The sequence below is a fragment of the Flagellimonas crocea genome (assembly GCF_033441595.1).
In the GTDB taxonomy this organism is placed as follows: Bacteria; Bacteroidota; Bacteroidia; order Flavobacteriales; family Flavobacteriaceae; genus Flagellimonas; species Flagellimonas crocea.
The window spans coordinates 256,307-281,633 of sequence record NZ_JAUZVX010000003.1; the positions used below are offsets into that span (position 1 = coordinate 256,307).

Consider the following 25,327-nt stretch of genomic DNA (forward strand, 5'->3'; position numbering starts at 1 on the left):
AAACATTAGTCTTTTTAATGTCCGGCAGAACCAAAGAATTATTTACATTACCATTTGCTATTGAAAAATGAAATGAGGGGACGACTCTACATAATTATTGGATTTTTATTCATTCTGGCCGGTTGTAAAAACAAGGAGCAGGATACACTATTTGTTCTTAGGGATTCTCAAGATACCGGAATAATGTTCAATAACCGACTGGAGCAAACCCCCGAACTCAATATCCTAAACTACCTTTATTTTTATAATGGCGCAGGTGTCGCTGCCGGGGATTTTAACGGAGATAACTTGGTAGACCTCTACTTTACCTCAAACCAAGGGCCGGATAAACTATACCTTAACAAAGGAGACTTTCAATTTGAGGACATCACCTCGATGGCGCAAATACAAAACAATGCCGGCTGGACCACCGGTGTTACACATGTTGACATCAATAATGATGGCCTTTTGGATATATATGTCTGCAAGGTTGGTGACCATGGAACGATCCAAGGACAAAACCTGCTCTTCATCAATCAAGGCAATAACGAAAAAGGAGTTCCCACCTTTAAGGAGCAAGCCGCCAAGTTTGGTTTGGATTTTATAGGATATTCCACTCAAGCGGCTTTTTTTGATTACGATTTGGATGGAGACCTGGATATGTACCTGATGAATCATTCCGTAAACCCCAACCGCTCATATGGCAAAGGTGCCAAAAGAAAAATCGCCGATTCCATGTCCGGGGACATTCTCTTTAAAAATGAAAACGGACAATTTGTTGATGTATCCAAGGAAGCTGGAATATTTCAGGGAGGCATTGGTTATGGGCTTGGACTTGCCATAAGCGACATCAACAATGATGGATATCCCGATATTTATATCGGAAACGATTTCTTTGAAAACGACTATCTCTATATCAATCAAAAAGACGGCAGCTTCAAAGAATCCATATCGCAGGACAATACCAAGCTGGGACACACAACGCACTTTTCCATGGGAAACGATATAGCCGATATCAATAATGACGGATTATCCGACATATTATCACTGGACATGCTCCCAGAAGATTTGGAAACCTATAAAACTTCCGGTCTGGAATATGCTTACCCCGTTTACCAACAGTACCTGAAAAATGGTTTCGCCCCTCAATACATGTCCAACACTCTACATTTGAACTTGGATGGAGAAAACTTTGGTGAAATAGCAAATTTAAGCGGTATCGATGCTACTGAATGGTCGTGGGGTGCATTGTTTGCCGATTTTGACAATGACGGATTAAAGGATCTTTTCATATCCAATGGTATTCAAGGAGTCACGAACGATATGGATTACATCAATTACATATCCAACGAAGAAATTCAAAAAAACATAGAAAAAGGGTTATCGGACAAGGACATGGAATTGATTGACCGCTTACCTAAGAAAAAAGTTCAAAATTACTTTTATCGTAATAAAGACGGAATCAGTTTTGACAACGTTACCGCCACCTGGGGGCCACAAATAAATTCCTATAGCCATGGCTGTACGTATGCCGACCTGGACAATGATGGAGATTTGGACATAGTGGTGAACAATGTAAACCAAAATGCCTTTGTCATGGAGAACACCCTAAAAAAGGCAAATTTCATAAAAATAGCATTCGAAGGGCCTTCCAAAAACAAATTTGGTATTGGAACAAAGGCAATTGTTTACAATAAAAACGGACAGTCGGTCCAAGAAAATATGGCCACAAGAGGATTCATGTCGGCCAAGGACAATAGCTTAAATTTTGGTTTGGGCAAAGACTCCATCATAGATTCCATACAAATCATATGGCCAGGAGGAAAGTTTGAAACCCTAAAAAACGTGGAGGCCAACCAACTTTTGAAAATTTCGGAATCAAATGCATCCGGAAATTTTTTCACGAACCAAAGCAAAGTCGAAACCCAATTTAAAACTCGATCACAAGAATTAAACTTTGTCCACAGAGAGTATCCGACTTTGGATTTTGACAGAAATCCGCTGATTCCATTTGCAAGTTCCAACGAAGGGCCCTCCATATCGGTAGCGGATATCAACAACGATGGTTTTGAGGATGTTTTTATCTGTGGTGGTAAAAAACAAGCATCCAAGCTTTTTCTTCAAGATGATGAGGGCAACTTCCAAGAACATCAAAATGATCTTTTTGAACAGGATGCCATCAATGAGGATATTGACCAATTATTTGCGGACATAGATAATGATGGCGACCCAGATTTGATCGTGGTAAGCGGAGGAAACGAATTCACCAGTGGCAAAGCATTAAGACCAAGAGTTTACCGCAACGTTAACGGTTCTTTCAACAAGGAAGAGGAAAACCTAATGGAAATTGAGGTAAACGCATCAAAAGTAGACGCTGTTGATTTTGACACCGACGGGGATTTGGACCTTTTTATTTCATCCAACACGGTACCCACAAAGTTTGGGTCAAAAAGCAATCAATTTCTTCTGGAAAACGACGGGACCGGGCATTTCCGACAGGTAACACAAATCATCGCACCAGAACTTAAAAGCATAGGGAATATTAAAGACTTTATCTGGAAAGATATTACCAACAACGGTTTCCCGGATTTGGTGATTGTAGGCCATTGGACACCCATTAGCATCTTTTTGAACAATGGAAAACAATTGGTAAAACAACAAAACAATGGACTTCAGCAAACCAACGGATGGTGGAACAGTATTGAACTAGCAGATTTGGACAACGATGGGGACATGGATATTCTTGCAGGAAATTGGGGACTTAACACCAAGTTCAACGCTTCTAGAGAAAAACCGGTAACTCTATATATCAACGATTTTGATGGAAACGGCTCCATAGAAACCGTAGTGACCCATTTTCATGGCGATCGAGAGACTGCATTTGCCTCCAAAGACGAGCTGGCCAAACAAATGCCCTTCTTGAACAAGAAATTCTTGTTCTATAAGGACTTCGCCAAAGCCTCTTTGGAAGAACTCTTTGGCGAAGAAAAATTGAAAGAGGCCACCAAAAGAAAAGTATACCTCCTAGCCACATCATATTTTGAAAATGACGGTAAAAACCATTTCACACGCAAACAGCTGCCGGACATGGTACAATCCTCAACGGTTAATGATATTTACTTGGTAAAAAACAGCAAAGAAAAGATTAATGAAATATTAATGGTCGGAAATAATTTTGAGATAAGCACCCAACTTGGTAGATTGGATGCTTCCCACGGATTCTTATTGCAAAACGACGAAAATGGAAACATTAGTTGGAAACAAAGTTTGGGAATCTCAGGTGCCGCCAGAAAAATTGAAAGAATTATCAGAAAAGGGAATGAAGAATTCATCATAACGATGAACAATGGTGCTCCCATTTTTTTGGTCAAAAAAAAAGAACGATAAATGAAACTGAAATACATTTGCGTAGGTCTTCTCCTAACGGCTGCAATCGCCTGTAAAAACAAGGAAGTCGACCAAGAGCTTGGGGAAGGCTCCAAAAAAGAAACACTGTTTACCCTGTTAACTCCCGAGGAAACGGGTGTAACCTTTATTAACAAGGTTGAAAACCAAAAAAATTTCAACATCTTCAAATACCGGAACTTTTATAACGGTGGCGGTGTTGCTATTGGGGATATCAACAACGATGGCCTTCAGGACATCTATCTCACCGGAAACATGGAGCCCAACAGACTATATTTGAACAAGGGCAACATGCAGTTTGAGGACATATCGGAAAGTGCCGGAGTTATGGGGAACAAGCCTTGGTCTACTGGCGTTGTCATGGTAGACATCAATCATGATGGGCTTTTGGACATCTACGTCTGTAACGCCGGGAACATGGAAGGCAACAACCACGACAACGATCTTTACATTAACAATGGAGATTTCACGTTTACGGAAAAAGCCGAGGAATACAATCTTGCTAAGACTGGATTCACCACACATGCATCTTTTTTTGACTATGATAAAGATGGAGATCTGGATGCATATATTTTGAACAATAGCAATATACCTGTGAGCAGCCTTGGATATGCAGAACAACGCGAAGTTCGTGCACAGGATTGGGAAGGAGTCCCGGATATTTTTAAGGGAGTGGGTGACATGCTCCTTCGAAACGATAATGGCAAATTTGTGGATGTAAGTGAAGAAGCTGGGATTTACGGCAGCTTAATAGGATTTGGACTGGGAGTCTTGGTCACGGACTTTAATGGAGACCTTTATCCGGACATCTACGTTTCCAACGATTTCTATGAGAGGGACTACCTCTATATCAATCAGAAAGATGGAACTTTCAAAGAAGAAATCAAAGATTGGACATCACACTTGAGCCTCTCCGCAATGGGGATTGATATTGCTGATATCAACAACGATGGCCACAATGATATTTTTATTACCGACATGCTACCGGAGAAAGAACGTAGGGTAAAATCGGTAATGGAATTTGAAGGTTATAATGTCTTCAATTTAAAACAGAGCAAGGATTTTGGGCAACAGTACATTCAGAACACATTACAACTAAACAATGGAAACGGTACATTTTCCGAAGTGGCCTATTACAGCGGGGTTGATGCTACCGATTGGAGCTGGGCAGGTCTTATGTTCGACATGGACAATGACGGTCTAAAGGATATTTTTATCACCAATGGCATAAACCATGACCTTACCGATTTGGACTTTGTGGACTTCTTTGCCAATGAAATAGTCCAAAAAATGGCTTTGACAGGCAAAAAAGAATCCATCGATTCCATTATAACCAAAATGCCTATAAAGCCCCAGCCCAACTACGCCTACAAGAACAATGGGGACATCTCATTTAAAAATGCAAATGAGGAATGGGGTTTTGAGCTTCCCTCCCGCTCCAACGGTGCCGCCTATGCAGACTTGGACAATGACGGGGATTTGGACCTCGTCATAAACAATGTGAACACCCCTGCTTTTATTTACAGAAACAATACGGAATCCCAATTGAACAACAATTATATCCAATTAAAATTCAAAGGCCCCAAAAACAATCCTTTTGCCGTGGGTACCTTGGCAAAAATATATTTTGATGGCAATATTGTAAATCAAGAATTGATTCCGTCACGAGGTTTCCAATCATCCGTTCAGTATGATATGACCCTGGGATTGGGAAAATCCGAAAAACTGGATTCCATTCGGGTTATTTGGCCGGACAATATGACTCAAAAACTTGAAAATATAGAAGTCAATCAAGTGCTCACCCTTGAGTATTCCGATGCCAAGGAAAGCTATGTGATCCCGAAAAAAGCATCTAAAAAATCATACCTAAAAGAAATCGAAACCAATTTGCTGGCGGCCCACCAAGAAGACAACTACAACGATTTTGATTACGAAGGCCTTATCTCCCACAAACTTTCGCAAGAAGGGCCCTCATTGGCCGTTGCGGATATCAATAGTGATGGCAATGAAGATATTTTCATCGGTGGTGCCCGTGGCCAGGCAGGATCCATATACCTTCATATGGGAAATGGAAAGGTTACCGCAAAAAGAACGCCCGCATTTGATGAAGATAAAGAGTTTGAGGATGTTGCTGCAGCCTTTTTTGATGCCGATGAAGATGGTGACCTTGACCTAATCGTAGGTTCCGGAGGAAACAATGTGGGCATGCAGCGCAATTATAGGGCACGCCTATATCTTAACGATGGAAAAGGAAATTTCTCCAAGTCCAAGAACGAACTTCCTTCGACCTTCAAGAACATATCCACCATATCCCCTTTCGATTTTGATGGGGATGGTGATGTAGACCTTTTTATTGGATCCCGAAGCGTGGTGGGGGTATACGGAGTATCTCCCGATCATCTCCTTCTCGAAAATATGGGTGATGGAACCTTTAACAACGTAACAGAAAGGTTGGGATACGACCTAAAAGATGCGGGCATGGTCACCGATTCCAAATGGGAAGACATGGACGGGGACGGTAAAAAGGACCTGGTCATCAGTACGGACTGGGACACTCCAAAAATTTACAAGAACACAGGCAGGAGGTTGACCAAAATGAAAAGTTCCCTGGACAGCCTTTACGGTTGGTGGAATACCGTGGAATCCGCCGACCTTGATGGTGACGGAGATCAAGATTTGATACTGGGCAACCAAGGACTGAACCTTCATTACAAACCAACTGAGTACGCCCCAATGAAAATGTACATCAACGATTATGACAACAATGGAACCATTGAACAAATCGTAACGATGCAGGAAAACGGCGGTGATTATCCCATCCATCAAAAGCGGGAACTTACGGAACAACTGCCATTTCTGAAAAAACAGAATTTAAAAGCCTCGGATTATGCCAACCGGACGATTCACCAACTTTTTCCAAAGGAGATAATGGACAAGTCCATCGTCAAAAAAGTGGAAACCTCCGCATCCGTTATTGCCATCAATGAGGGCAACGGAAGGTTCACCATCAAAAAATTACCGCCCCGGGTACAATTGTCCTGCGTGTGCGATATAACCTGTACCGATATCAATAAAGATGGTAATCTCGATCTTATCATGGCAGGAAACAATTACGAGTTCAAACCACAATTCTCTCGTTTGGATGCAAGCCAAGGCAACCTCCTTTTGGGAGATGGCAATCTAGGTTTTGAATGGCAGGACTACGAAACCAGTGGTTTCAAGGTCAGGGATGAAGTAAAATATTTGAAACAGTTCAAGGATAAAAACGGTGTAACATTCGTAATCGCAGCTGTTAACAACAATAAACCAAAGATTTTTGCTCTTAATGAATAGGTTTCTAGCCATATCAATTGCATTGACCCTTATGGTTTCTTGTGACCGGGGAGGCAGTCTATTTAAAAATCCAAAGCCGAAGGAGACCGGAGTGGACTTTACCAACACGCTGACTTCTACGAAAGATTTGAGCATTCTCGACTACCTGTATTTTTACAATGGCGGGGGTGTGGCCATAGGCGACATCAATAACGATGGACTGCCCGATATTTTCTTTAGTGGCAACCAGGTTAAAAACAAGCTTTACCTCAACAAGGGCAATCTAAAGTTCGAAGATATTTCCCAAACAGCAGGGATTGAAGGGAGCAGCAGCTGGAATACCGGAGCAACCATGGCCGATGTGAACGGTGATGGCCTTCTGGACATCTATGTCTGCGCGGTGGTCGGCATCAACGGGTTCAATGGATTCAATGAACTTTATATCAACAATGGCGACACTACTTTTACCGAAAGTGCGGCAGAATATGGACTCGATTTTGATTCATACAGTTCCAACGCAGCATTTTTTGATTATGATCTGGACGGCGATCTGGACATGTACCTGCTCAACCATGCCGTACATACCCAAAACTCCTTTGGGCGTTTTGACCTAAGGTATGACCGCCGATATGAAACTGGCGACAAATTATTAAGAAACGACAATGGCAAATTCAAGGATGTTAGTGAAGAGGCTGGAATTTTCGGAGGTATAAACGGTTACGGTCTGGGACTGGCCATTTCGGACTTTAATCAGGATGGGTACCCGGACATTTACGTAGGCAACGATTTTCATGAGGACGATTATTACTACCTGAACAATGGTGATGGTACGTTTACCGAAAGTCTCAAACAGTATTTTGGGCACACTTCGCGTTTTTCCATGGGAAATGATGTGGCCGATATCAACAACGATGGCCGACCCGATCTCATTTCTTTGGACATGTTGCCCGAAGATGAAGTCCCGTTAAAATCCTCGGAAGGAGATGATAATATCCAGACCCAAAAGATGAGAATTGACCGCTATGGTTACCACTATCAGTTTACGCGAAATATGCTATTTGTGAACCAACCCGACGGTAATTTCATGGAAACTGCTTTGATGAGCGGTATTGCCGCAACCGACTGGAGCTGGAGCGCACTTTTTGGGGATTACGACCTGGATGGCCATCAAGATGTATTTATTTCCAACGGAATTCCCAAAAGACCCAATGATCTGGATTTCATCAAATTTGTTTCCAGCGAACAAATCCAAAACAAAATGGACAACACCAAACTGGTGGACCAACAAGCCTTGAAGCTGATGCCTTCCGGCAATGTGCACAACTACGTTTACAAGGGAACCGAAGGACTACAATTCCAGGACATGTCCCAAAAATGGATAGCGAAGGACACTCTGATTTCCGGAGCTACCGCCATGGGCGATCTTGATGGCGATGGCGACCTTGACCTTGTTACCAACAACATCAACCATCCTGCATCCCTATATATCAACCAAACCAACGATGAGGGAAATTACTTGAAGATAAAGTTCAACTATACGCAGAAGAACAAGTTTGGTATTGGAACCAAAGTATACTCCTATACCAAGAACGGCTTACAATTTAAAGAGTTGTTCCCAGTTAGGGGATTTCAGGCGTCTTCGGAGCCTATGGTACATTTTGGATATAAAAGTGTAAAGCAAGTGGACTCCATCAAAATTATTTGGCCGGACAAGACCTATCAAATATTAAAAGATGTTTCCGTAAACCAAACTCTGACCTTAGCTCCCAGCAGTACCAGACCTTTTGATTACAAGGATCTTCATCAAACCAAAACGCCACTTTTTAGTCCCGTGAAGGACAATTTAGGACTGAACTTTACCCATGAGGAGGACAATTACACGGATTTTAACCGAGAAAAATTGATTCCTTATCAAATATCGGATAGAGGTCCGGCATTTGCCATTGGTGACCTAAACGGTGATTCCAAGGAGGATTTATATTTTGGAGGATCCAAATACAAACCTTCACAAATATTTGTTCAGCAAGATTCCGTTTTTGTGAAGCATTCCTTCGATGGCATTGAAAAAGATTCCATTTTGGAAAATGTTTCCGCATCCATTGCTGATTACAATGGCGATAAAGAAAATGACTTGATCACAACCTCTGGAGGAGGTGACTTTTTTGGGAAATCCGATGCCTTATTGGACGCATATTACATAAAGCAGGATACCGTTTTTGCAAGGGTGGAACTTCCCACCTATTATCAAAACTCCTCGGTTGTAAGGCCCTTTGATTTTGACAACGATGGCGATTTGGATATTTTTGTGGGCGGACACACTATTACAGCTAAGTTTGGAGATGCACCCCAATCCCATTTGCTAGAAAATGAGAACGGAACCTTTAAACCCAGAAAAGATTTTGAAGAATTTTCCAAAGGAATGGTCACCGACGCCATTTGGAGCGATTTTGATGGCGATGGCAGCACCGACCTTATCTTGGTAGGGGAATGGATGACTCCCAAATTTTTAAAGTACAGGAATGGTGCTTTCACCGAATCGAAGCAAGTCAATATTCCCGGACTTTGGCAAGCCATCCAAGCTTTTGACATAGATGGAGACGGTGATACGGACTATCTTCTTGGCAACTGGGGAACCAACTCCAAGTTCAAGGCTTCCAAAGAAAATTCCATGAGACTGTATTTCAATGATTTTGATGAAAATGGGCAAACGGAAACCGTCACCGCTATGGAAAAGAACGGAAAATACTATCCATTGGAAAACTTGGACGGACTGGCATCGCAGATGGTGTACCTAAAAAAGAAATACACCACATACAAATCGTTCGCCGGGCAGACGTTGGAAGAAATTTTTGGGGAAGACGCGCTCGAGGCATCCTCTCTGTTGGAAGTGGAAAACCTTCAATCGGGGTATTTAAGGAACGAAAATGGTAATTTTGTTTTTGTGCCCTTTCAAAACGAACTACAAGTATCTCCCATCATGTCATTTTTGGTAGATGATTTTGATGGTGATGGCAAATCCGAAGTATTGCTCGGAGGCAATTACTTTGGTGTTAAACCATACCATGGAAGACTTGATTCGTTTCCAGGCGCCCTTATTTCCAATGAAAATACCGTTGTTCTGGGCAACCAGTTGGGATTGGATTTTACCAAAAAGTCCATCAGACATTTAAAGACATTCATTTTAAACCATAAAAAATACTTGTTGGCTGTGTTCAATAATGACAAAGCACAAGTCTATAAAATCAATGATTAATCGCAAGGCCATGAAAAATAGAATAAGTTTAATCGCAGCACTGCTATTGGTTTTGACATCGTGTCAAAAAAAACAGGAACCCGTTGAAGTCACACCGGAAGAATACCACGCCTCCGTGGACAAGGTGGTCGAGATTATGATCCACGATATCTTTTCTCCACCAGTGGCCAGCAGAATATTTGCTTATTCCAATATTGCGGCATACGAGATTGTGGCCAAGGGCAACGAAGACTACAAATCCTTGGCGGGGCAGGTAACCGATTTGAAAGATATTCCGGACCCTAGCAACAGTGATAACATCAACTATGAGATGGCTGCCTTGATTGCCCACATGGATATCAGCAAACGGCTGATTTTTTCAGAGGAGAAAATGGAAAGTTTTAGGGACAGCCTATACACCGTTTGGAAGGAAAAGAACGAACCTGTTTTTAATGCCTCCAAAGAATATGGGCTGGAAGTAGCCAACTTTGTTGGGGATTGGATGAACAAGGACAACTACAAGGAAACCCGTACTATGCCCAAGTTCTCGGTAGACTCCGATGACCCTTCTCGTTGGCAACCCACTCCGCCGGCATACATGAACGGGATTGAGCCGCATTGGATGAAAATACGCCCCTTCGCTATTGATTCCGCCCAGCAGTTCAAGCCTGTTCCTCCACCAGAATTTTCTATGGAAAAAGACTCCAAGTTTTACCAAGAGGTCATGGAAGTGTACGAGGTTAGAAAAAGTATGGTGGGCAAAGGTGATAAATCCGACGAAATTGCAATTGCACAGTTTTGGGATTGTAATCCTTATGTTTCCGTGACCAGAGGGCACCTAATGTTCGCCACTAAAAAGATTACTCCCGGGGCCCATTGGATCGGCATCACTAAAATTGCTGCAAGAAAAACCAATGCGGATTTCGCCAAAACGGTATATGCTTATACAAAAACCTCCATTGCCATCGCAGACGGATTCATTAGCTGTTGGGACGAAAAGTACAGAAGCAACCTTATACGTCCGGAAACCGTGATCAATGAATATATAGATGATAGCTGGGAACCTGTTCTGCAGACCCCACCTTTCCCAGAATATACCAGTGGCCATAGCGTAGTATCGGGCGCCGCTGCCATTGCACTTACGGATATTTTTGGTGAAAATTTTGCCTTTGACGACGATACCGAAGTGGCCTATGGCCTTCCTGTGCGCTCCTTTAAATCCTTCAACCAAGCGTCCGATGAGGCTGCATTGAGCCGTATGTATGGCGGAATCCATTATCGTGCTGCCATTGAGGTCGGAATTAAACAAGGACGAGACCTAGGAAAATTTATCGTGGACAAATTGGACATGACAAAAGGCTAATCCTTATTTTTGCTCCTTGGTTATGAGGAAGATTATTTCTATAATCCTTGCCCTTGTGGTAGGGATAGTTTTATGGTATTTATTTGTAAAGCCCCAAGATTATCAGGTAAATTTTAAGGCAAAAGCCATTCCGGGCACTATTTACGAAACTGTAAAGGCTTGGAACAACGGTTTTGATTCCATAATTCCAGTAGACTTTATCAGTCCTGATCATTTTAAACAGACCATTTTGGTAAACGATTCCGTTCATGTGTTTGAATGGAGGATAAATCGAGTACATGACTCCTTGAGCCAAGTTCAGGTCAATATAACGGATACTGGCAACTCCATAAATAATAGACTGGCCATACCTTTTTCTGATACCGATTTTGAAAAAGGATCTAGAAAACTGTTGTTGGATTTTAATGATATCTTGATCGAGCACATCAAGAGTTTTAACACCACAATTATAGGTGAGGAAGAAACATTTACATCCTACTGCGCCTGCGTGCACTTGAACACCTCCCCTGAATACAAAGCCAAGGGAATGATGGCCAACTACAACTTTCTCAATGCCATTCTTTTGGAGAATGAAGTTCAGTTAAATGGCCCCCCTTTTGTTGAAGTCCTCGACTGGGACTTGAAAAACAACAATTTGTCATATAATTTCTGCCACCCCATTGTCCGCTCCGAAAAACTTCCAGATCACCCTGAAATCATTTATAAACGGATATATGGTAAGAATGCCATTAAAGCCAAATACCATGGAAATTACATTACCTCGGACAGAGCATGGTATGCCATAATGGACTATGCCAAAGAAAAGAATATACCCATAGAAAGGAAACCAATCGAGGTCTTTTACAACAACCCGAATATGGGTGGAAATGAGCTAGAATGGACTACCGAAATTTTTATGCCCATAAAAGAATCCGATGAATAAAGCAGCCATCTTTTTTCTGTTGATCACGGTACAGGCTTGTGCCCAGCAGACCTACTTGGGCAAATTGGATACGTTGGGCAAATTCCCTTCCAAGCTCAAGGAGGTTTCTGGTATAGAGGTCGACAAAAAAGACAAGATCTGGGTAATCGAGGATAGCGGTAACAAGGACAAGATTTATCGCGTAGCTACCGATGGCGAAATCAAAGAATCATCAAAAATAGATCACGCCAAGAACCAAGATTGGGAAGATTTGGCCGTAGATGTGGATGGCAATCTATACATTGGGGATTTTGGAAACAACGGCAATCAACGGAGAGATCTGGTCATCTACAAAATCCCAGAGGACAAGCTTGACAAAAAGGAACCGAACGCTGATAAGATAGCATTCAAATACCCGCAACAAAAGGATTTTCCGCCCAAATCCGACAGTTTGTACTATGATACCGAAGGCTTTTTTCACGCAAAGGATTTTCTGTACATCTTTACAAAAAATCGAACCAGGCCCTATTCCGGAAACACATTGATCTACCGAGTCCCGGATAAAGAAGGGGATTATGAAGCGGAGTTTTTGGGTTCCCTATTTCTGTGCTCGGACCAAAATCGTTGTTCGGTGACCAGCGCCGATATTTCACCAGATGAAAAAACCATTGCGCTGCTGAGCTACGGTTTTGTTTTTTTGCTCACGGATTTCAACCTTCCGGATTTTACTAAATCCTCCATTAAAATCATTGATTTGCAGACCTATTCCCAAATTGAATCGGTTTGCTTTCTGGACAACGACACTCTTCTGATTGCCGATGAGCAAAACCGGCATGGCGGACGTAGACTTTACAAACTGGAATTGGACTAAAAACCAAAACCAAGTCCGAAGGCAAAACGTAACCCATCCACACTGTTGAAAAGTCCGAGGTTTGCTGAAATCACGTTAGCCCCATTCAAGAAAAACCCTCCTCCGTAGGAATTGTGCCATATATTTGAATCTTCACCGGGATACCATACCCTACCATAATCAAACCCGCCATATATTCCAGGGGTTACTGGCATCAGACCCGTCTTGACGCCTCTAAAGCTATATCGAAGGTCTGTATTTTGAAAATAGGCCGTCTTCCCCGTAAATCGTTGAAAACGAAATCCACGAAGCCCATTGTTCCCCCCTATGCTTGCTCCTTGATAAAATTCATAATCGTCACCTATGGTAAAATGTCCTTTAAGCTGAGTCGCCAAAACCAAACGTCCATCCGCAGAAAGCTTATGATTTATGGAGAAGGAAGGGATGATATAACCGAACGACTTTGACGACTCATCCAAATTAGTCTTGAAACCGCCCTCTAGACCAAAGTTCATCCCTAAGGTAGGGAACGCCTCGTTATCGGTATTGGAATAACTGTACTTCACATCTGCCCCAAAGAAACTCAAATGGTTTTCCTCACCGTTTTCGAGATAAAATTCATTGATGAACCTATTTTCAGTCTCCTCGATTTCAATGCCTTCATAGGAAACCCCCAATCGCACTTTGGAACCAAAAAAACCACGCCATACCAAGGCGGGCGCCAAACGGAGCGTACTTATCCGGACCCTATTGTAATCCAGTCCCAAAGGTTCTTCATCATCATTGTTTACAGTTTCATTCCCAAAGCCAAAAAAGTTCTGCGTAAAGTTGGGACTGGTAAACCGGGCATTGATCTCCAAGTTCACTTTGTTGAACAAATGTGCAAATTCTCCTTTGTACCCCAAATCAAAACCATCAGTGGCAAAATAATAGGCTGCATTGACAATATGTTGTCGCGTAAAGGGATTTTTCCTGAATCCGTTAAAGGTGTAGGTATTCGTCAATCCTATTCGAACACCGTCGTCGGGGTTGAATCCAATCGTTGGCAGTATTTGATTACTGCTTGCCTTGATGTTTAAAAATTCATATGTATTGGTATCATAATCATTGACGAGTTTGATTTTTCCGCCATAAGCCTCGTCTAAAGTATTCTTCTTTGATTTAAAGTCATAGACAAACAATTTTAGAGAATTCTCGGCAATCTTGTAAATATCGTTGTTCTGACCGCCCACTACCCTAACCTTTATTCTGGATGTTTCTGTATTGGCCTCAAATACATCATCATCGTCCAGACCGTAGATCCATATTTCCTTGGTATACTTCGGACTGTAAACCTTGTGAAAGAACATGTCGGTATATTCTCCCCCTATTATTCGATATCCCCTCACCTCAACATCACCATTGGGCAAGGACGTAATATTAAAATAATCATCTTTATCCGTTCCCGTAACCACGCTGTATTTGTTCAAGACAGAGAAGTAGTCCCGAGCAGTTTCGACCAGATTTTCCTTTCGTGCCAAAAGGATGTCCTTGATCTCGGCCAAGGTTTCATCCCTCACCTCTTCCGGGAAGGCCATAAATGCATCATCTATAAGTTCCCCGTTCAGCTTTTGCTGGATGAACTTGGCCTGTTCTATCCACATATCCAAATCCGTTTCGGAGAGCAATGCCATATCCAGCGCAAATGTTCTGGGTGACGATGTAAACCCTTCAACACTTCTAATTTTTTCATGAAAACCTTCAAAAATCCGAAGCGCGGGAACCGCTCTGGAACCAAAGTCCATGATGAGACCATCGCCCCAACGGGAGAATACTTGGTCCCTGTCCCTTGGTATGGGCTTGTAGACTTTGTCGCCGTTTTCTGTTTCAAACTCGGCCCAGCGCCATTGGTCCACGTGCCGGTCCCAATCTCCTATCAAAATATCGAACAAACGGGCCTTCACATATTCCTTTTGGTCTATGCTGTACTCTTCATCTTCACGGAGCTTGTCCATGAGGTCGTAGGTGCTTTCAATCTTTTTGGTGTATCCGAAGCTTTTTAAATTATCATGATCGTCGGAAACATGTTCCTCTATCATGTACAATCCATCACCAAACTCCTTGTTGTAATCTCCCAAAACAGATTGTTTGGGCACGTAGTACAATTTGGGATTGGTATGGTACATGTCCAACGCATCCGAAAGTTTACCTATGGTAAAGGGTGCATACGGGTGTGCTCCGGTGTATAGATCCAACAACAGTTTTTCCGGGTAGGTATCCTCGAATTTACCGATGATGTACTGGTCTTGGAAAGCTATGGCCTGTAGGTACCTTTCGGCACTTTTTCGCAAGCCCCGCATCACATATTCCTTACCATCTTTATCGGCAAGCCTTAATGAGTTGGATTGATTCCCGCCTCCTTTTCGTACAACGGTAAGCCCTCCCAAGAGGGTGTCCAACCGCACCGTTTTTGCCTTTATTTGGGTTCCATAATATTTTCTGTAACGCTCGCCCCATAACAGTTTATGGAATCCACTTTTTTCTATTTCTTCGGGTTCATATACAGATGCCATCTTATATGCTGGAAAATCGTCCGAAAGCACTGTTGGGCTAACGGACCTGTCCGGTGGCAGCACCTGCGTTCGGTACAGAAGATCATCGGAATGTTCATCGGCTCCATAATATGAAACCTTCGAAGATCCGTCCTTAAATACTTTCAATATGGCATAGCCCTTTCTTCCTGTAGAGAATTTACTGCCGTTTAACAATCGGGTCCACCCTGTTTTTGCCCCAGAGCCACTTACAATCTGTGGTTTGCCATATTCCTCAATGTATTGGAGGGTATGCTCATGCCCTGATGCGAAGATTACCTTATCCGAAAATTGTGAAAGGGTCACGACCCGGTTCTTGAGTTCGTTGTATCTCTTGTTGGACAAATCCTCAGAAGTGGCACCTGAGGTTTTACGCATCAGATTGATGGCCGTTCCCAAAATGGGCATGGGCACTTTGCCCCCATTTGGATAAATGCCCTGTTTGAAAGAAAACTGTCCTCCATGTGACCCATAGGAAAACATGGGGTGGTGCATGGCCAAGATTACGGTTTTATCCCTGTTCTTTTTGATGATGCTCTCCAGTTCCTCGAAAAAACGGCTTCTGGTCTTGATCTCACATTCATCGTTCATGGTCGGGTGCTTGTCCCAATTAACAATGTACCATTCCGTATCTATGGCAACGACCAGAATATTCTCGCTGATCTCTATCTCTTCAATAGGGCATCCATTCTCGGGTTGAAAGGCATCGTTGTTATCCAAAGCATCCTCCACATATTCCTCTTCCCTTTTAAGGCCCTTGAGCCCATCCGTATACCAGTCATGGTTCCCCGGGATAAAAAGCTTGTTGCCCTTAAAGTTTTCCAAGGTGCTCAACTGGGCGTCCAAATGGTTTTTCGCCTCTAAATATGCGATTGTGGAGTCTTTTTTGTCCGGCAGTCCGGCAGGATAGATATTGTCGCCCAAAAATATAGCGGTGCTATTAGCGTTTGCCCTGTCCAATTCTTCCTTGAATTTTTTCAGCGTAGGATTCACATCGCCCATTGGGGACAGACCAGCATCCCCTATCAAATAAAATGTGTGCTCCACTACTTTTTCTTCCCCAAGGTCCTGAGGTGAAAAGGGCCCAGCATATTTAGCTTCATAAGTTGCACAACCTATGCTCAAAACCATCAAAAAGAGGAGAAAGTAATGTTTCTTCATATACACGAGGTTGATTCCAAAATTTTGTAATTTGGATGCTCCAATAAAAAGATATGTCGGAAATTGTTGAAAAAACTGAACACTTTGTTTCTGAACTATTAACGGAAGAGCTCGACCCAAGGTTCTTGTACCACAACTTGCGACATACCCAAAGAGTAGTCAAAAGTACTAAAGAATTGCTCAACTATTATAACCTGAGCGAAGTTGAAAATGAAAGGTTAATGCTAGCTGCATGGCTTCACGATACGGGGCACACCAAAGGTTGGGAAAACCATGAGGAAAACAGTTGTGAGATTACCAGGGATTTTCTCCAAAAGAATGACTATGACCCGGAAGGAATCGAACAGGTTTGTTCCTTGATCATGGTCACTAAAATGTGCAACGAGCCCTCCAATTTGATGGAAGGAATCATCAGGGATGCCGACATATCCCATTTTGCCAAAAAAAGCTATTGGGAGACTACGGATTTCTTAAAGGAAGAGCTTAAAGCATTGGGAGTCGCCGATTATTCGAACAAGGAATGGCGGGACAAAAACATTAAAATGTTCCGCACCAAACATAATTTCTTCACTGACTATGCCAAGGAAAATTGGGAAGAAGGAAAACAACAGAATCTAAAAAAATTGTTGAAAGAAAAGAAAGAAGAAAAAAAGATTGCCAAAAAAGAGGCGCTAAAGGCCAAGTACAAGAATGAGAGTCCCGATAGAAGCGTTCAAACCCTCTACCGGGTCACGCTAAAAAATCACTTGAAGTTGAGCGATATTGCCGATACCAAAGCAAACATATTACTTTCGGTCAACGCTATAATAATTTCGTTGGTGCTCGCCAATTTATTGACTAAGTTGGACAATCCATCCAACACCTATATGATCTATCCCACCTTGATTTTGATCATGTTCAGTATTGTTTCCATGGTACTTTCCGTATTGGCCACCAGACCCAATGTTACGAGCGGTAAATTCACCAAAGAAGACGTGGAAAAAAGAAAGGTTAACCTTCTGTTTTTCGGAAACTTTCACCAAATGGAGCTTTCTGAATACGAATGGGCCTTAAAAGAGTTGGTAAAGGATAAGGATTATGTATACTCTTCCTTGACCAAAGACCTGTATTACTTGGGCATTGTCCTTAACAAAAAGTATAAAATACTGCGGATTACCTATAACATTTTTATGTTGGGCATGATTCTTTCGGTAATCTCTTTTATAATTGCCTTTAGGTATTTTGGCCCGGAAAGGTTGATTTTCTAATCTAAGCGTTCAGTTCTTCCATTAAATCATCGTAAGTATAGGTGCGCTCCGATTTTTTGTCCTTTTGGTACAGTATCTCTGCTCGGATGGCCTTTAATCCAGATACCCCTTGGACACCTTCGAGCTCCACGATTTCAATATTGTTGGTAAAATAACCTTTGGCCTTCAGAAAGCTGATATATCGCAAATATTCCTTTTCATCTTTACGTTGGGAATACACAATGGACAATTTGCCCTTTTGGGTCAAACGCTCATTGGTTCCCTTAATGAACGATTTATCGATACGTTTTTTTATGACTTCGTACCTGGCGTTGTAAGTGCCGTCCACATCAAACCGTTTTTCGTCCATCCTAAAACGAATGGCCAAGGAGGTGCTGTAGACCAATACCAATGAGGCCACATCCAGTTTTACCGGCAAGTGTGGTTTCAGACTATAGTACTTGTTCTCCATTTCGCACATTACCTGTAACTGCCATAGTCTAAGATTGCTCAGGAAAAGTTCGTTGAACTCCCGATCCTTGGCAATGGAGCTGCCTATGTAGATATTATGCTCAACACCATCGGTCTTGTAGCGTTCAAAATAATGTGGGAACATGGCCTGGGCCTCCTCCTGTCTCTTGTCCAAAAGAGCGGCCAGCTTCATATTGGCCTCCATTACACTGTTATCGTAATTTCTACGATGGTCATAATAGCTTTCGGTGGACTTGTCTATCTTCTCATTATATTTTTCGAGCAAGGCTGCAATTTCTTTGTCCTCCTTTTGAAGATGACCAAAAACAGGGTCTACTTCCTCCTGTACAAAATCAAAAACAGCTTGTTCCGTATGGGTAAACAAGGCCTCCTTCACTTCGTTGAGATAGTTGTTCACCCTGAACATCAATTCTTCATAAATGGGAAGCTTATATTTTTTGAAGGCCACTTCCAAAATATCGTTGATTTCGGAAAGTTGGATCATCAAATCCCTTTGAATGGCCAGATTTCGTTGCTGTGAAGAGTCTTTGATGTCTATTTGCCCGTACAATGGATATACGTCCTTGAAAACAACTTCTTTGAACACGGCTTCGTTCCCTGAAAGTTCGTCTGCCATAAAACGCTTGGCCTCTTCCTGGAACTTCCAATAAACGGATGGGTGTACAGAGGTACATTCGTGTTGGATCACGGCATCAATCAGGTTTTCTTCCTCCTCGATAGTTCGCATCACCGCTGCAACAATATAGGGCATTACATCGTCCAGCTTGTTTGCGTTCACACTGTTCAGCTCGTTCACCTTGCCAGAGACAAGCTCCAACACCCCCAATAAGTTCCCGTTCACGGCAATCGGGGCCAAAATGGCACTCTTTATACCCTGTTCCATCAAACTTTTATAGGGCTCCACATCGCCATCAGATCCTTCAAAGTATTTTTCGACATTGGATATGGCAAAGTACTTGTTCTCCTTGAACAATTTTCCATGGGTATAGTCACAGAATGTGGAGTCGCATTCCTCCATATCCTTGCCATTTAGGATATAGCTCTCCATCCCCTTGCCATAAATCTTAAAGAAACGATTGGCCCCGGCATCATACCCGGAAAATCCGACCTTAATATCCTTTAGGTTAAAGAATGACCTGAAGGTTTCCTCAAAACTTTCCATAAAGGTCTCGTTGCCCCGTTGCGCACGTCCAATCAATGTTGATTTGATCTCCGAAACGGAATGTTCCGTAGTTACATCGAACATATTGGCAATAACAAAGCCTTTGGCTATAAAACTGTTTGGCGGAATTTTATCCTTCCAGATGTCGAGGTTATAGAAATTATCCAACAACTCGTCCACATCATCTTGCGTAAGCTCCTTTGCCTTTTCTGTTGGAATGATTTCCATAAAATCCGCATTGTACAAGATTCTATACCTGCGCATTACCCCATTGAGGTCTGGAATGTCGTAAAAAAATGGCCGTTTAATATCCAGATTATACCCATAATAAAATTTTAGAATCACCGTACACCGCATGATGTACCCAAATTCCATGGGTATGTTCATAATCTCCAAATCAAAATCCTCTCCTGCATCTTTTAGAATCTGACGAAAGCGTTCCGAGGAATTGAACACCAAATTTTCAAAAGGTGTAGATGCCGTTTTAATCTCGTTCTTCGTCAAAATGGGGGAAAAGGAATCTTCCAAAATCACTCCAATCACATCCTTGTGTTTTTCCAATAAGGACAAATCGGTGAAGCCTTCCCTCAACACTGGGTAGGGTGCCTGTGTATCCAGTACATATTTTGCCCGGTCCACTTCATGAGCGTTTTCGCTGTTCAGCAATTCGTCGTAATGCTCCAATAACTTATTGAAGCTTACCAACTGAACCAGTGGGCTTTCTGAATTGAAATCTTGATTCATACCAGCGTTAGTCGAGGATTAGTCCACAAAGTTACAAAAAGTAAAAATGCGACTCCATTATTGGATATCTTTATGGACAAATCGTCAATTTTAAGGATATTTAGCAAAAACTTTTTCATGTCCTCCTCAACCCGTTTAGACAGAGCATATCGGAACGCCATCACGATTCCGTTCAACGAGGATTCAAAATTCATCTTCTTTAGTGATTGCCATCGTGGAGACAACAGTTTTGCCGACGATTTTGCGAACAACCGTAATATTTATTTTCATGCCCTCAACCATTATTATCGGGAAGGTTTCCACTATATAGAACTTGGTGATGGCGATGAGCTATGGGAGAACATTAGTTTTGATGCCATTTTTGAGGCGCATAAAAACGTATATCAACTTTTGCGAAGGTTTCATTTGGAAAAGCGGCTCCATATGCTCTGGGGCAACCACGACATGGTATACCGAGACCCGGATTACGTCAACAAACATCTTTCGCATTATTTTGAACCCATAGATGGGTCCGATAAAGAACTTTTTGAAGGAATCACCTATCATGAAGCACTTATTTTAAAACATACCAAAACGGGTCAGGAACTTTTTTGTGTGCACGGCCATCAGGCGGATTGGTGGAATTATGTGTGCTGGCGAATTGGTCGGTTTTTGGTAAGGATCTTATGGAAACCTTTACAAGTTGTTGGTATTGCCGACCCTACCAGCCCCGCCAAAAACTATAAGGAACTTATCCGTATCGAAAAGCGGATCAAACGTTGGATACTCAAAAAAGACTTGCTGGTCACTTTAGCAGGACATACGCATAGACCCCGATTTCCAGAGCCGGGTCAAATTCCCTTTTTTAACGATGGTAGCTGTGTTCACCCAAGAAGTATTACGGGCATCGAAATCGTGGACGGCAAAATATCCCTGATCAAATGGTACATTGACACCAAACCCGATGGAACGCTGCAAATTGTAAGGGTCCTTTTGGAAGGCCCACAAAAACTAACAGATTACCAGAAGGCGTAAAAATGGATAAGGCACAATACATTCTGGACCAAATCCCCATTCGGCACGACCTCTCGTCCCATATTATGCTATTGGGCATCGTCCAAGGTTTTTTTCTGGCATTTGTCATTTTTTTGAGGAGCAAGCGAAAATCTGCCATCAATCTCCTCGGATGGTCACTTTTAATACAGTGTTTGGTCTTTTTAGATGTTTATCTATGCTATACCGGGCTCATCAAATACGTTATTCATTTTAACGATTCCACTGAGTTTCTGGTGCTGCTGATCATGCCAACGATGTACTTTTTTTTGTACACCTTATTGGAACGGGAACACTTTACTTTTAAAAAACACTGGCCCCACTTTGTGCTTCCAGTACTATACGCCATTTCCCAGTTCAATTATTATACAAGTCCTGTTGAGGTAAAAATCAATGCATACCTAGGGGCATATTACCGGAATATGGAATTTTTGGATGTGCCGACTACCATGGACTACTCTTATCATTTAATAAAAGACAAGTTTAGATGGTTGGTGCTGTTCAATTTTGCACTTTACTTGTTCCTATCACTAAAATTGGTGCTCAAAAACCGACAAAAAGGTTGGAAAGCTCCCAAGAATGTAAAAGTGGACAAATACATCTTTTCAAGGAACACTGTGGTCATATTTCTATTGCTCATGATCACCCTTCTTTTAATTTATCTCAACTATGATGATGATGGTGGAGATCATATCATTGGCATGGTACAGACCATCATCATATTCATCACCTCATTTTTTGTCCTTTCCGAATCACGCTTTTTCGAAAATTCATGGATTGCGGACAAATATGAAACCCTCTCGGCAAATTCCATTGATTTTAAAACGCTGGACGAATCCGTATCAGGTTCCAACGAATTCATCAAGCCGGACATCAACCTAAAAAAAGTGGCCGAACAATTGGGTACCAATAGCAATACCGTATCCAAGCTCATAAATTCTGAAACCGGCACCAATTTCAACGACTACATCAACCAAAAAAGAATTGTTTTGGCGCAAAAAAGGTTGCTGGATGATGAGTTCAAACAACTCACTGTTGAAGCCATTGGCGAATCGGTCGGGTTTAGGTCCAAATCGGCATTTTACAATGCCTTTAAAAAACATACCGGTCAGTCTCCATCTTCATTTATGAAGCAAAACAAGGAGTAATTTCTCCACAATTGCAATTCAGGACGTTTCCCCAACCAAAAAACATAGGCTGATCCCCCTTCTTTTTCACCTTTGGGAAAAATTTTAAAAAATGAATGATACCATTAGGCGTTACGATTTGGATTGGCTACGTGTAATTGTGTTTACATTGCTCATATTTTACCACGTAGGAATGTTTTTTGTTCCTTGGGGATGGCATGTAAAAAACAACGAAATATACGACTGGCTTCGTTGGCCCATGATGTTCCTGAACCAATGGCGACTGCCTATACTTTTTGTGATATCTGGAATGGGAACCTATTACGCCCTGGGCAAAAGAAGTATGGGAATATTTATGTGGGAAAGGTTCCTGCGTTTGGGAATTCCATTGATTATCGGGATGATTCTCATTGTTCCGCCACAGGTATATTTTGAGCGACTGGTCCAAGGCTCATTTACGGGCTCGTACTGGGAATATTTTACCACTATAGCTTTTGATGGCGTCTACCCGGAAGGTAATCTCAGCTGGCACCACCTGTGGTTTTTACCCTACCTCTTGGTCTTTTCTTGGATCTTGGCCCCGTTGTTCGTCTATTTGAGAAGGTGCCAAACCCTTTTTATTGGATGGGTCAAACGATTGATTCAAAAAACCTGGGGAATCTATGCCTTTGTGATTCCGCTCTACTTTGTAGAATCACTGGTGGAACCCTTTTTCCCGGTCACTCATGCTTTAGTGGATGACTGGTTCAATTTTATATTCAGTATCATCCTGTTCTTTTATGGCTTCATTTTGATAGCAACAGGAGATGTTTTTTGGCAAGCACTGACAAAAGTAAAATCCAAGGCTATAATTCTAGGAATAATAGGATTTGCTTCCCAAGCTTTTATATGGCTGTTTTTGGAAGATGGCTACGTTGTCCATTTTACCGAAGCATTTTTAAAAGTAGTGAATATCTGGTCATGGATATTGGTATTGTTTGCCTACGCCTCAGAATACCTCAACAAGCCAAGCAAGGGATTGGCCTACTCCAATAGAGCAGTTTACCCGTTTTATATTTTGCACCAGACCGTCACCGTTGCCATCGCCTATTATTTGATGGATTTGAGTTGGGGCCTTTTCCCAAAAGCACTCGTTCTGGTCGTGGGCACATTTGGAATCAGTTGGTTGATCTATGATTTGATTATTTTACGGATTCCGATAATGCATCCGCTCTTTGGACTTAAAAAGAAAAGGCCCGCCAAAATTTAGCGGGCCATTCACTTTTAGTTTAAAAATAGTAGGATAAACCAATCAAAATATTGGATGAATCCAGATTTAGATCAAAACCATTACTAGTTGTTTCTGAACCAGAATTTTCAGATTTAATGGAGGAATATCTCAGAATTCCAAAGGAAGATTCCAACGCCAATTTTTGAGAAACAAAGAAAGATATCCCTGGTCTGAAAGCCACATAAAACTCATCGCTTTCCATGCTCATCCTGCTGGTCACGTCAGAAATGGTTTCAGACCAAGCACCCACATAGCCTGCTTCGCCCTGGGTGTAGAACAATAGACTCTTTCCTAAATTAAAATACTTTCTAACATAGGGAGCAAAGAGAATAGCTTCGGTTTTACTTTCAGATTGGTTAAAATTTGGTTGTTGATTCAAGTCATTATCAACTTTCGTGCGGCTATACCCAGTTCTTAGACCAACCATCCAATTTTCAGAAAAGGCATATCCTGCTCTTGGGAACAGTCCTACCGAAAACCTATCGGTATCCACTGATGAGGCTTGGGCTTGAGATTCTGAATTGGATACATTGAAATTCGCTTCCAATCCCAAATTCCATGTTCCTTTTGAAATTGTTCGTTGGTCGTCATCCGAATTTTGTGCTTGGAGGGTTGCAAAGCCAAACAACAGGGCAAAAAATAATACTTGTTTCATTTTGGGTTGAATTTTTAAGGTTAAAGCTGAAAAATTATCAAGCATTGTTCCATTTTTTCACAAAAAAAATGATTTGGCAAGACTTTAACGAGAGATTGCTTTTTAACGATTTAACGTCAATTTATAACGCTGATGGCAAGGTATTTGCTAAATTTATAAATGGATTTAGACCCGTCTTGCCATGAAAGAGAAAATTTATATCGTTTTGGGAGCAGTTCTGTTTAGCCTGCCCATGTTTGCTCAGGGAGATTTGCCCACCACGCGACCATTGAAGATCGGGGATAACAACAAGCTTGATGTAAAGGCAAGCAACCAAGGTACTTTACTTCGTATGCCTTCCGTATTGGATGAAAACCTCACCTCTAAAAATGAAAACCCGGGCATTAAGATGTTGCCCGACCGGGAACTCGTTCAGGCTGGACACGATATGGTGATAGACCCCAAAGTAGTCGAGAAGCGGGAAAAAGGGGCCAACGAGCACTTCGGCGATCAATATTTGGGCGATTTCAAAACCTCGGCCAAATTTGTGGGAATTGTTGCCAGAGATCATGAATATGTGGATGGTGACCGCATCAAGATTTATGTAAATGGAGAGGTTGTGGAATATAATCTGTTGCTGAGTGGTTCTTTTAAGGGAATAAATCTGGATTTAGTGGAAGGATTTAACCGAGTCGAGTTTGAAGCGCTAAACCAAGGCTCTTCAGGTCCCAATACGGCCCAAGTGGTCGTGACGGACGATAAAGGCCAGGTCATTCACAACAACCGCTGGAACCTATCTACAGGTTCCAAGGCCAGCCTCATTATTGTAAAGGAAGAGGATAGCGGAATCACAAAGAACAACTAAAT

The 25,327-nt window shown here is 42.0% G+C and carries 14 protein-coding genes; 11 read left to right on the forward strand and 3 right to left on the reverse strand.

Going from position 1 to position 25,327, the window contains the following annotated elements; translation table 11 throughout:
* Positions 1 to 72 precede the first annotated feature (72 nt).
* From SD449_RS10605 to SD449_RS10630, 6 genes are read left to right on the forward strand one after another with little or no spacing between them, the layout of a single operon-like run.
* Positions 73 to 3,366, forward strand: coding sequence for a VCBS repeat-containing protein (locus tag SD449_RS10605; protein ID WP_318310522.1), 3,294 nt, complete (start codon positions 73 to 75; stop codon positions 3,364 to 3,366).
* Positions 3,367 to 6,717: a VCBS repeat-containing protein gene (locus tag SD449_RS10610; protein ID WP_318310523.1), complete on the forward strand. Its 3,351-nt coding sequence runs from the start codon at positions 3,367 to 3,369 to the stop codon at positions 6,715 to 6,717.
* Complete coding sequence (locus tag SD449_RS10615) at positions 6,710 to 9,949, forward strand: VCBS repeat-containing protein (protein ID WP_318310524.1); 3,240 nt, start codon at positions 6,710 to 6,712, stop codon at positions 9,947 to 9,949. The genes SD449_RS10610 and SD449_RS10615 overlap by 8 nt, the downstream gene beginning before the upstream one ends.
* A gap of 10 nt (positions 9,950 to 9,959) precedes the next feature.
* Entirely contained in the window at positions 9,960 to 11,291 is a 1,332-nt protein-coding gene (locus tag SD449_RS10620; RefSeq protein ID WP_318310525.1) for a vanadium-dependent haloperoxidase, read from the forward strand.
* A 22-nt stretch (positions 11,292 to 11,313) separates the two neighbouring features.
* Complete coding sequence (locus tag SD449_RS10625) at positions 11,314 to 12,213, forward strand: GyrI-like domain-containing protein (protein ID WP_318310527.1); 900 nt, start codon at positions 11,314 to 11,316, stop codon at positions 12,211 to 12,213.
* Entirely contained in the window at positions 12,206 to 13,063 is an 858-nt protein-coding gene (locus SD449_RS10630) for a hypothetical protein (RefSeq protein ID WP_318310528.1), read from the forward strand. Before SD449_RS10625 ends, SD449_RS10630 begins: the two co-directional genes overlap by 8 nt.
* On the opposite strand, the gene SD449_RS10635 is transcribed toward SD449_RS10630, so the two are convergent.
* The gene (locus SD449_RS10635) at positions 13,060 to 16,773 is read right to left on the reverse strand and encodes a metallophosphoesterase (protein WP_318310529.1); all 3,714 of its coding nucleotides are present in this window, start codon (positions 16,771 to 16,773) and stop codon (positions 13,060 to 13,062) included. The two genes, SD449_RS10630 and SD449_RS10635, sit on opposite strands and share 4 nt — an antisense overlap.
* 53 nt (positions 16,774 to 16,826) lie before the next feature.
* On the opposite strand from SD449_RS10635, the gene SD449_RS10640 reads away from it, so the two are divergent.
* On the forward strand, positions 16,827 to 18,020 hold the full coding sequence (locus SD449_RS10640) for a Pycsar system effector family protein (protein ID WP_318310530.1): 1,194 nt from the start codon (positions 16,827 to 16,829) through the stop codon (positions 18,018 to 18,020).
* Between the two features lies 1 nt (position 18,021).
* Here SD449_RS10640 and SD449_RS10645 read toward each other — a convergent pair whose 3' ends face one another.
* Positions 18,022 to 20,397, reverse strand: a complete 2,376-nt coding sequence (locus SD449_RS10645) for a GAF domain-containing protein (RefSeq protein ID WP_318310532.1) — start codon at positions 20,395 to 20,397, stop codon at positions 18,022 to 18,024.
* A 117-nt stretch (positions 20,398 to 20,514) separates the two neighbouring features.
* Between SD449_RS10645 and SD449_RS10650 the strand changes: the two genes are divergently transcribed.
* From SD449_RS10650 to SD449_RS10660, 3 genes are all read left to right on the forward strand, one after another.
* Positions 20,515 to 21,411, forward strand: coding sequence for a metallophosphoesterase (locus tag SD449_RS10650; RefSeq protein ID WP_207030637.1), 897 nt, complete (start codon positions 20,515 to 20,517; stop codon positions 21,409 to 21,411).
* Between the two features lie 2 nt (positions 21,412 to 21,413).
* Positions 21,414 to 22,577 carry a helix-turn-helix domain-containing protein gene (locus SD449_RS10655; protein WP_318310534.1) on the forward strand — a complete coding sequence of 388 codons (1,164 nt, stop codon included), beginning with the start codon at positions 21,414 to 21,416 and terminating at the stop codon, positions 22,575 to 22,577.
* Positions 22,578 to 22,668: 91 nt separating this feature from the next.
* Entirely contained in the window at positions 22,669 to 23,805 is a 1,137-nt protein-coding gene (locus SD449_RS10660; protein ID WP_318310536.1) for an acyltransferase family protein, read from the forward strand.
* 19 nt (positions 23,806 to 23,824) lie between these two features.
* On the opposite strand, the gene SD449_RS10665 is transcribed toward SD449_RS10660, so the two are convergent.
* Positions 23,825 to 24,526: an outer membrane beta-barrel protein gene (locus tag SD449_RS10665; protein WP_318310538.1), complete on the reverse strand. Its 702-nt coding sequence runs from the start codon at positions 24,524 to 24,526 to the stop codon at positions 23,825 to 23,827.
* A 136-nt stretch (positions 24,527 to 24,662) separates the two neighbouring features.
* Between SD449_RS10665 and SD449_RS10670 the strand changes: the two genes are divergently transcribed.
* Positions 24,663 to 25,325: a hypothetical protein gene (locus SD449_RS10670; protein ID WP_318310540.1), complete on the forward strand. Its 663-nt coding sequence runs from the start codon at positions 24,663 to 24,665 to the stop codon at positions 25,323 to 25,325.
* The last annotated feature ends 2 nt before the right edge of the window (positions 25,326 to 25,327 follow it).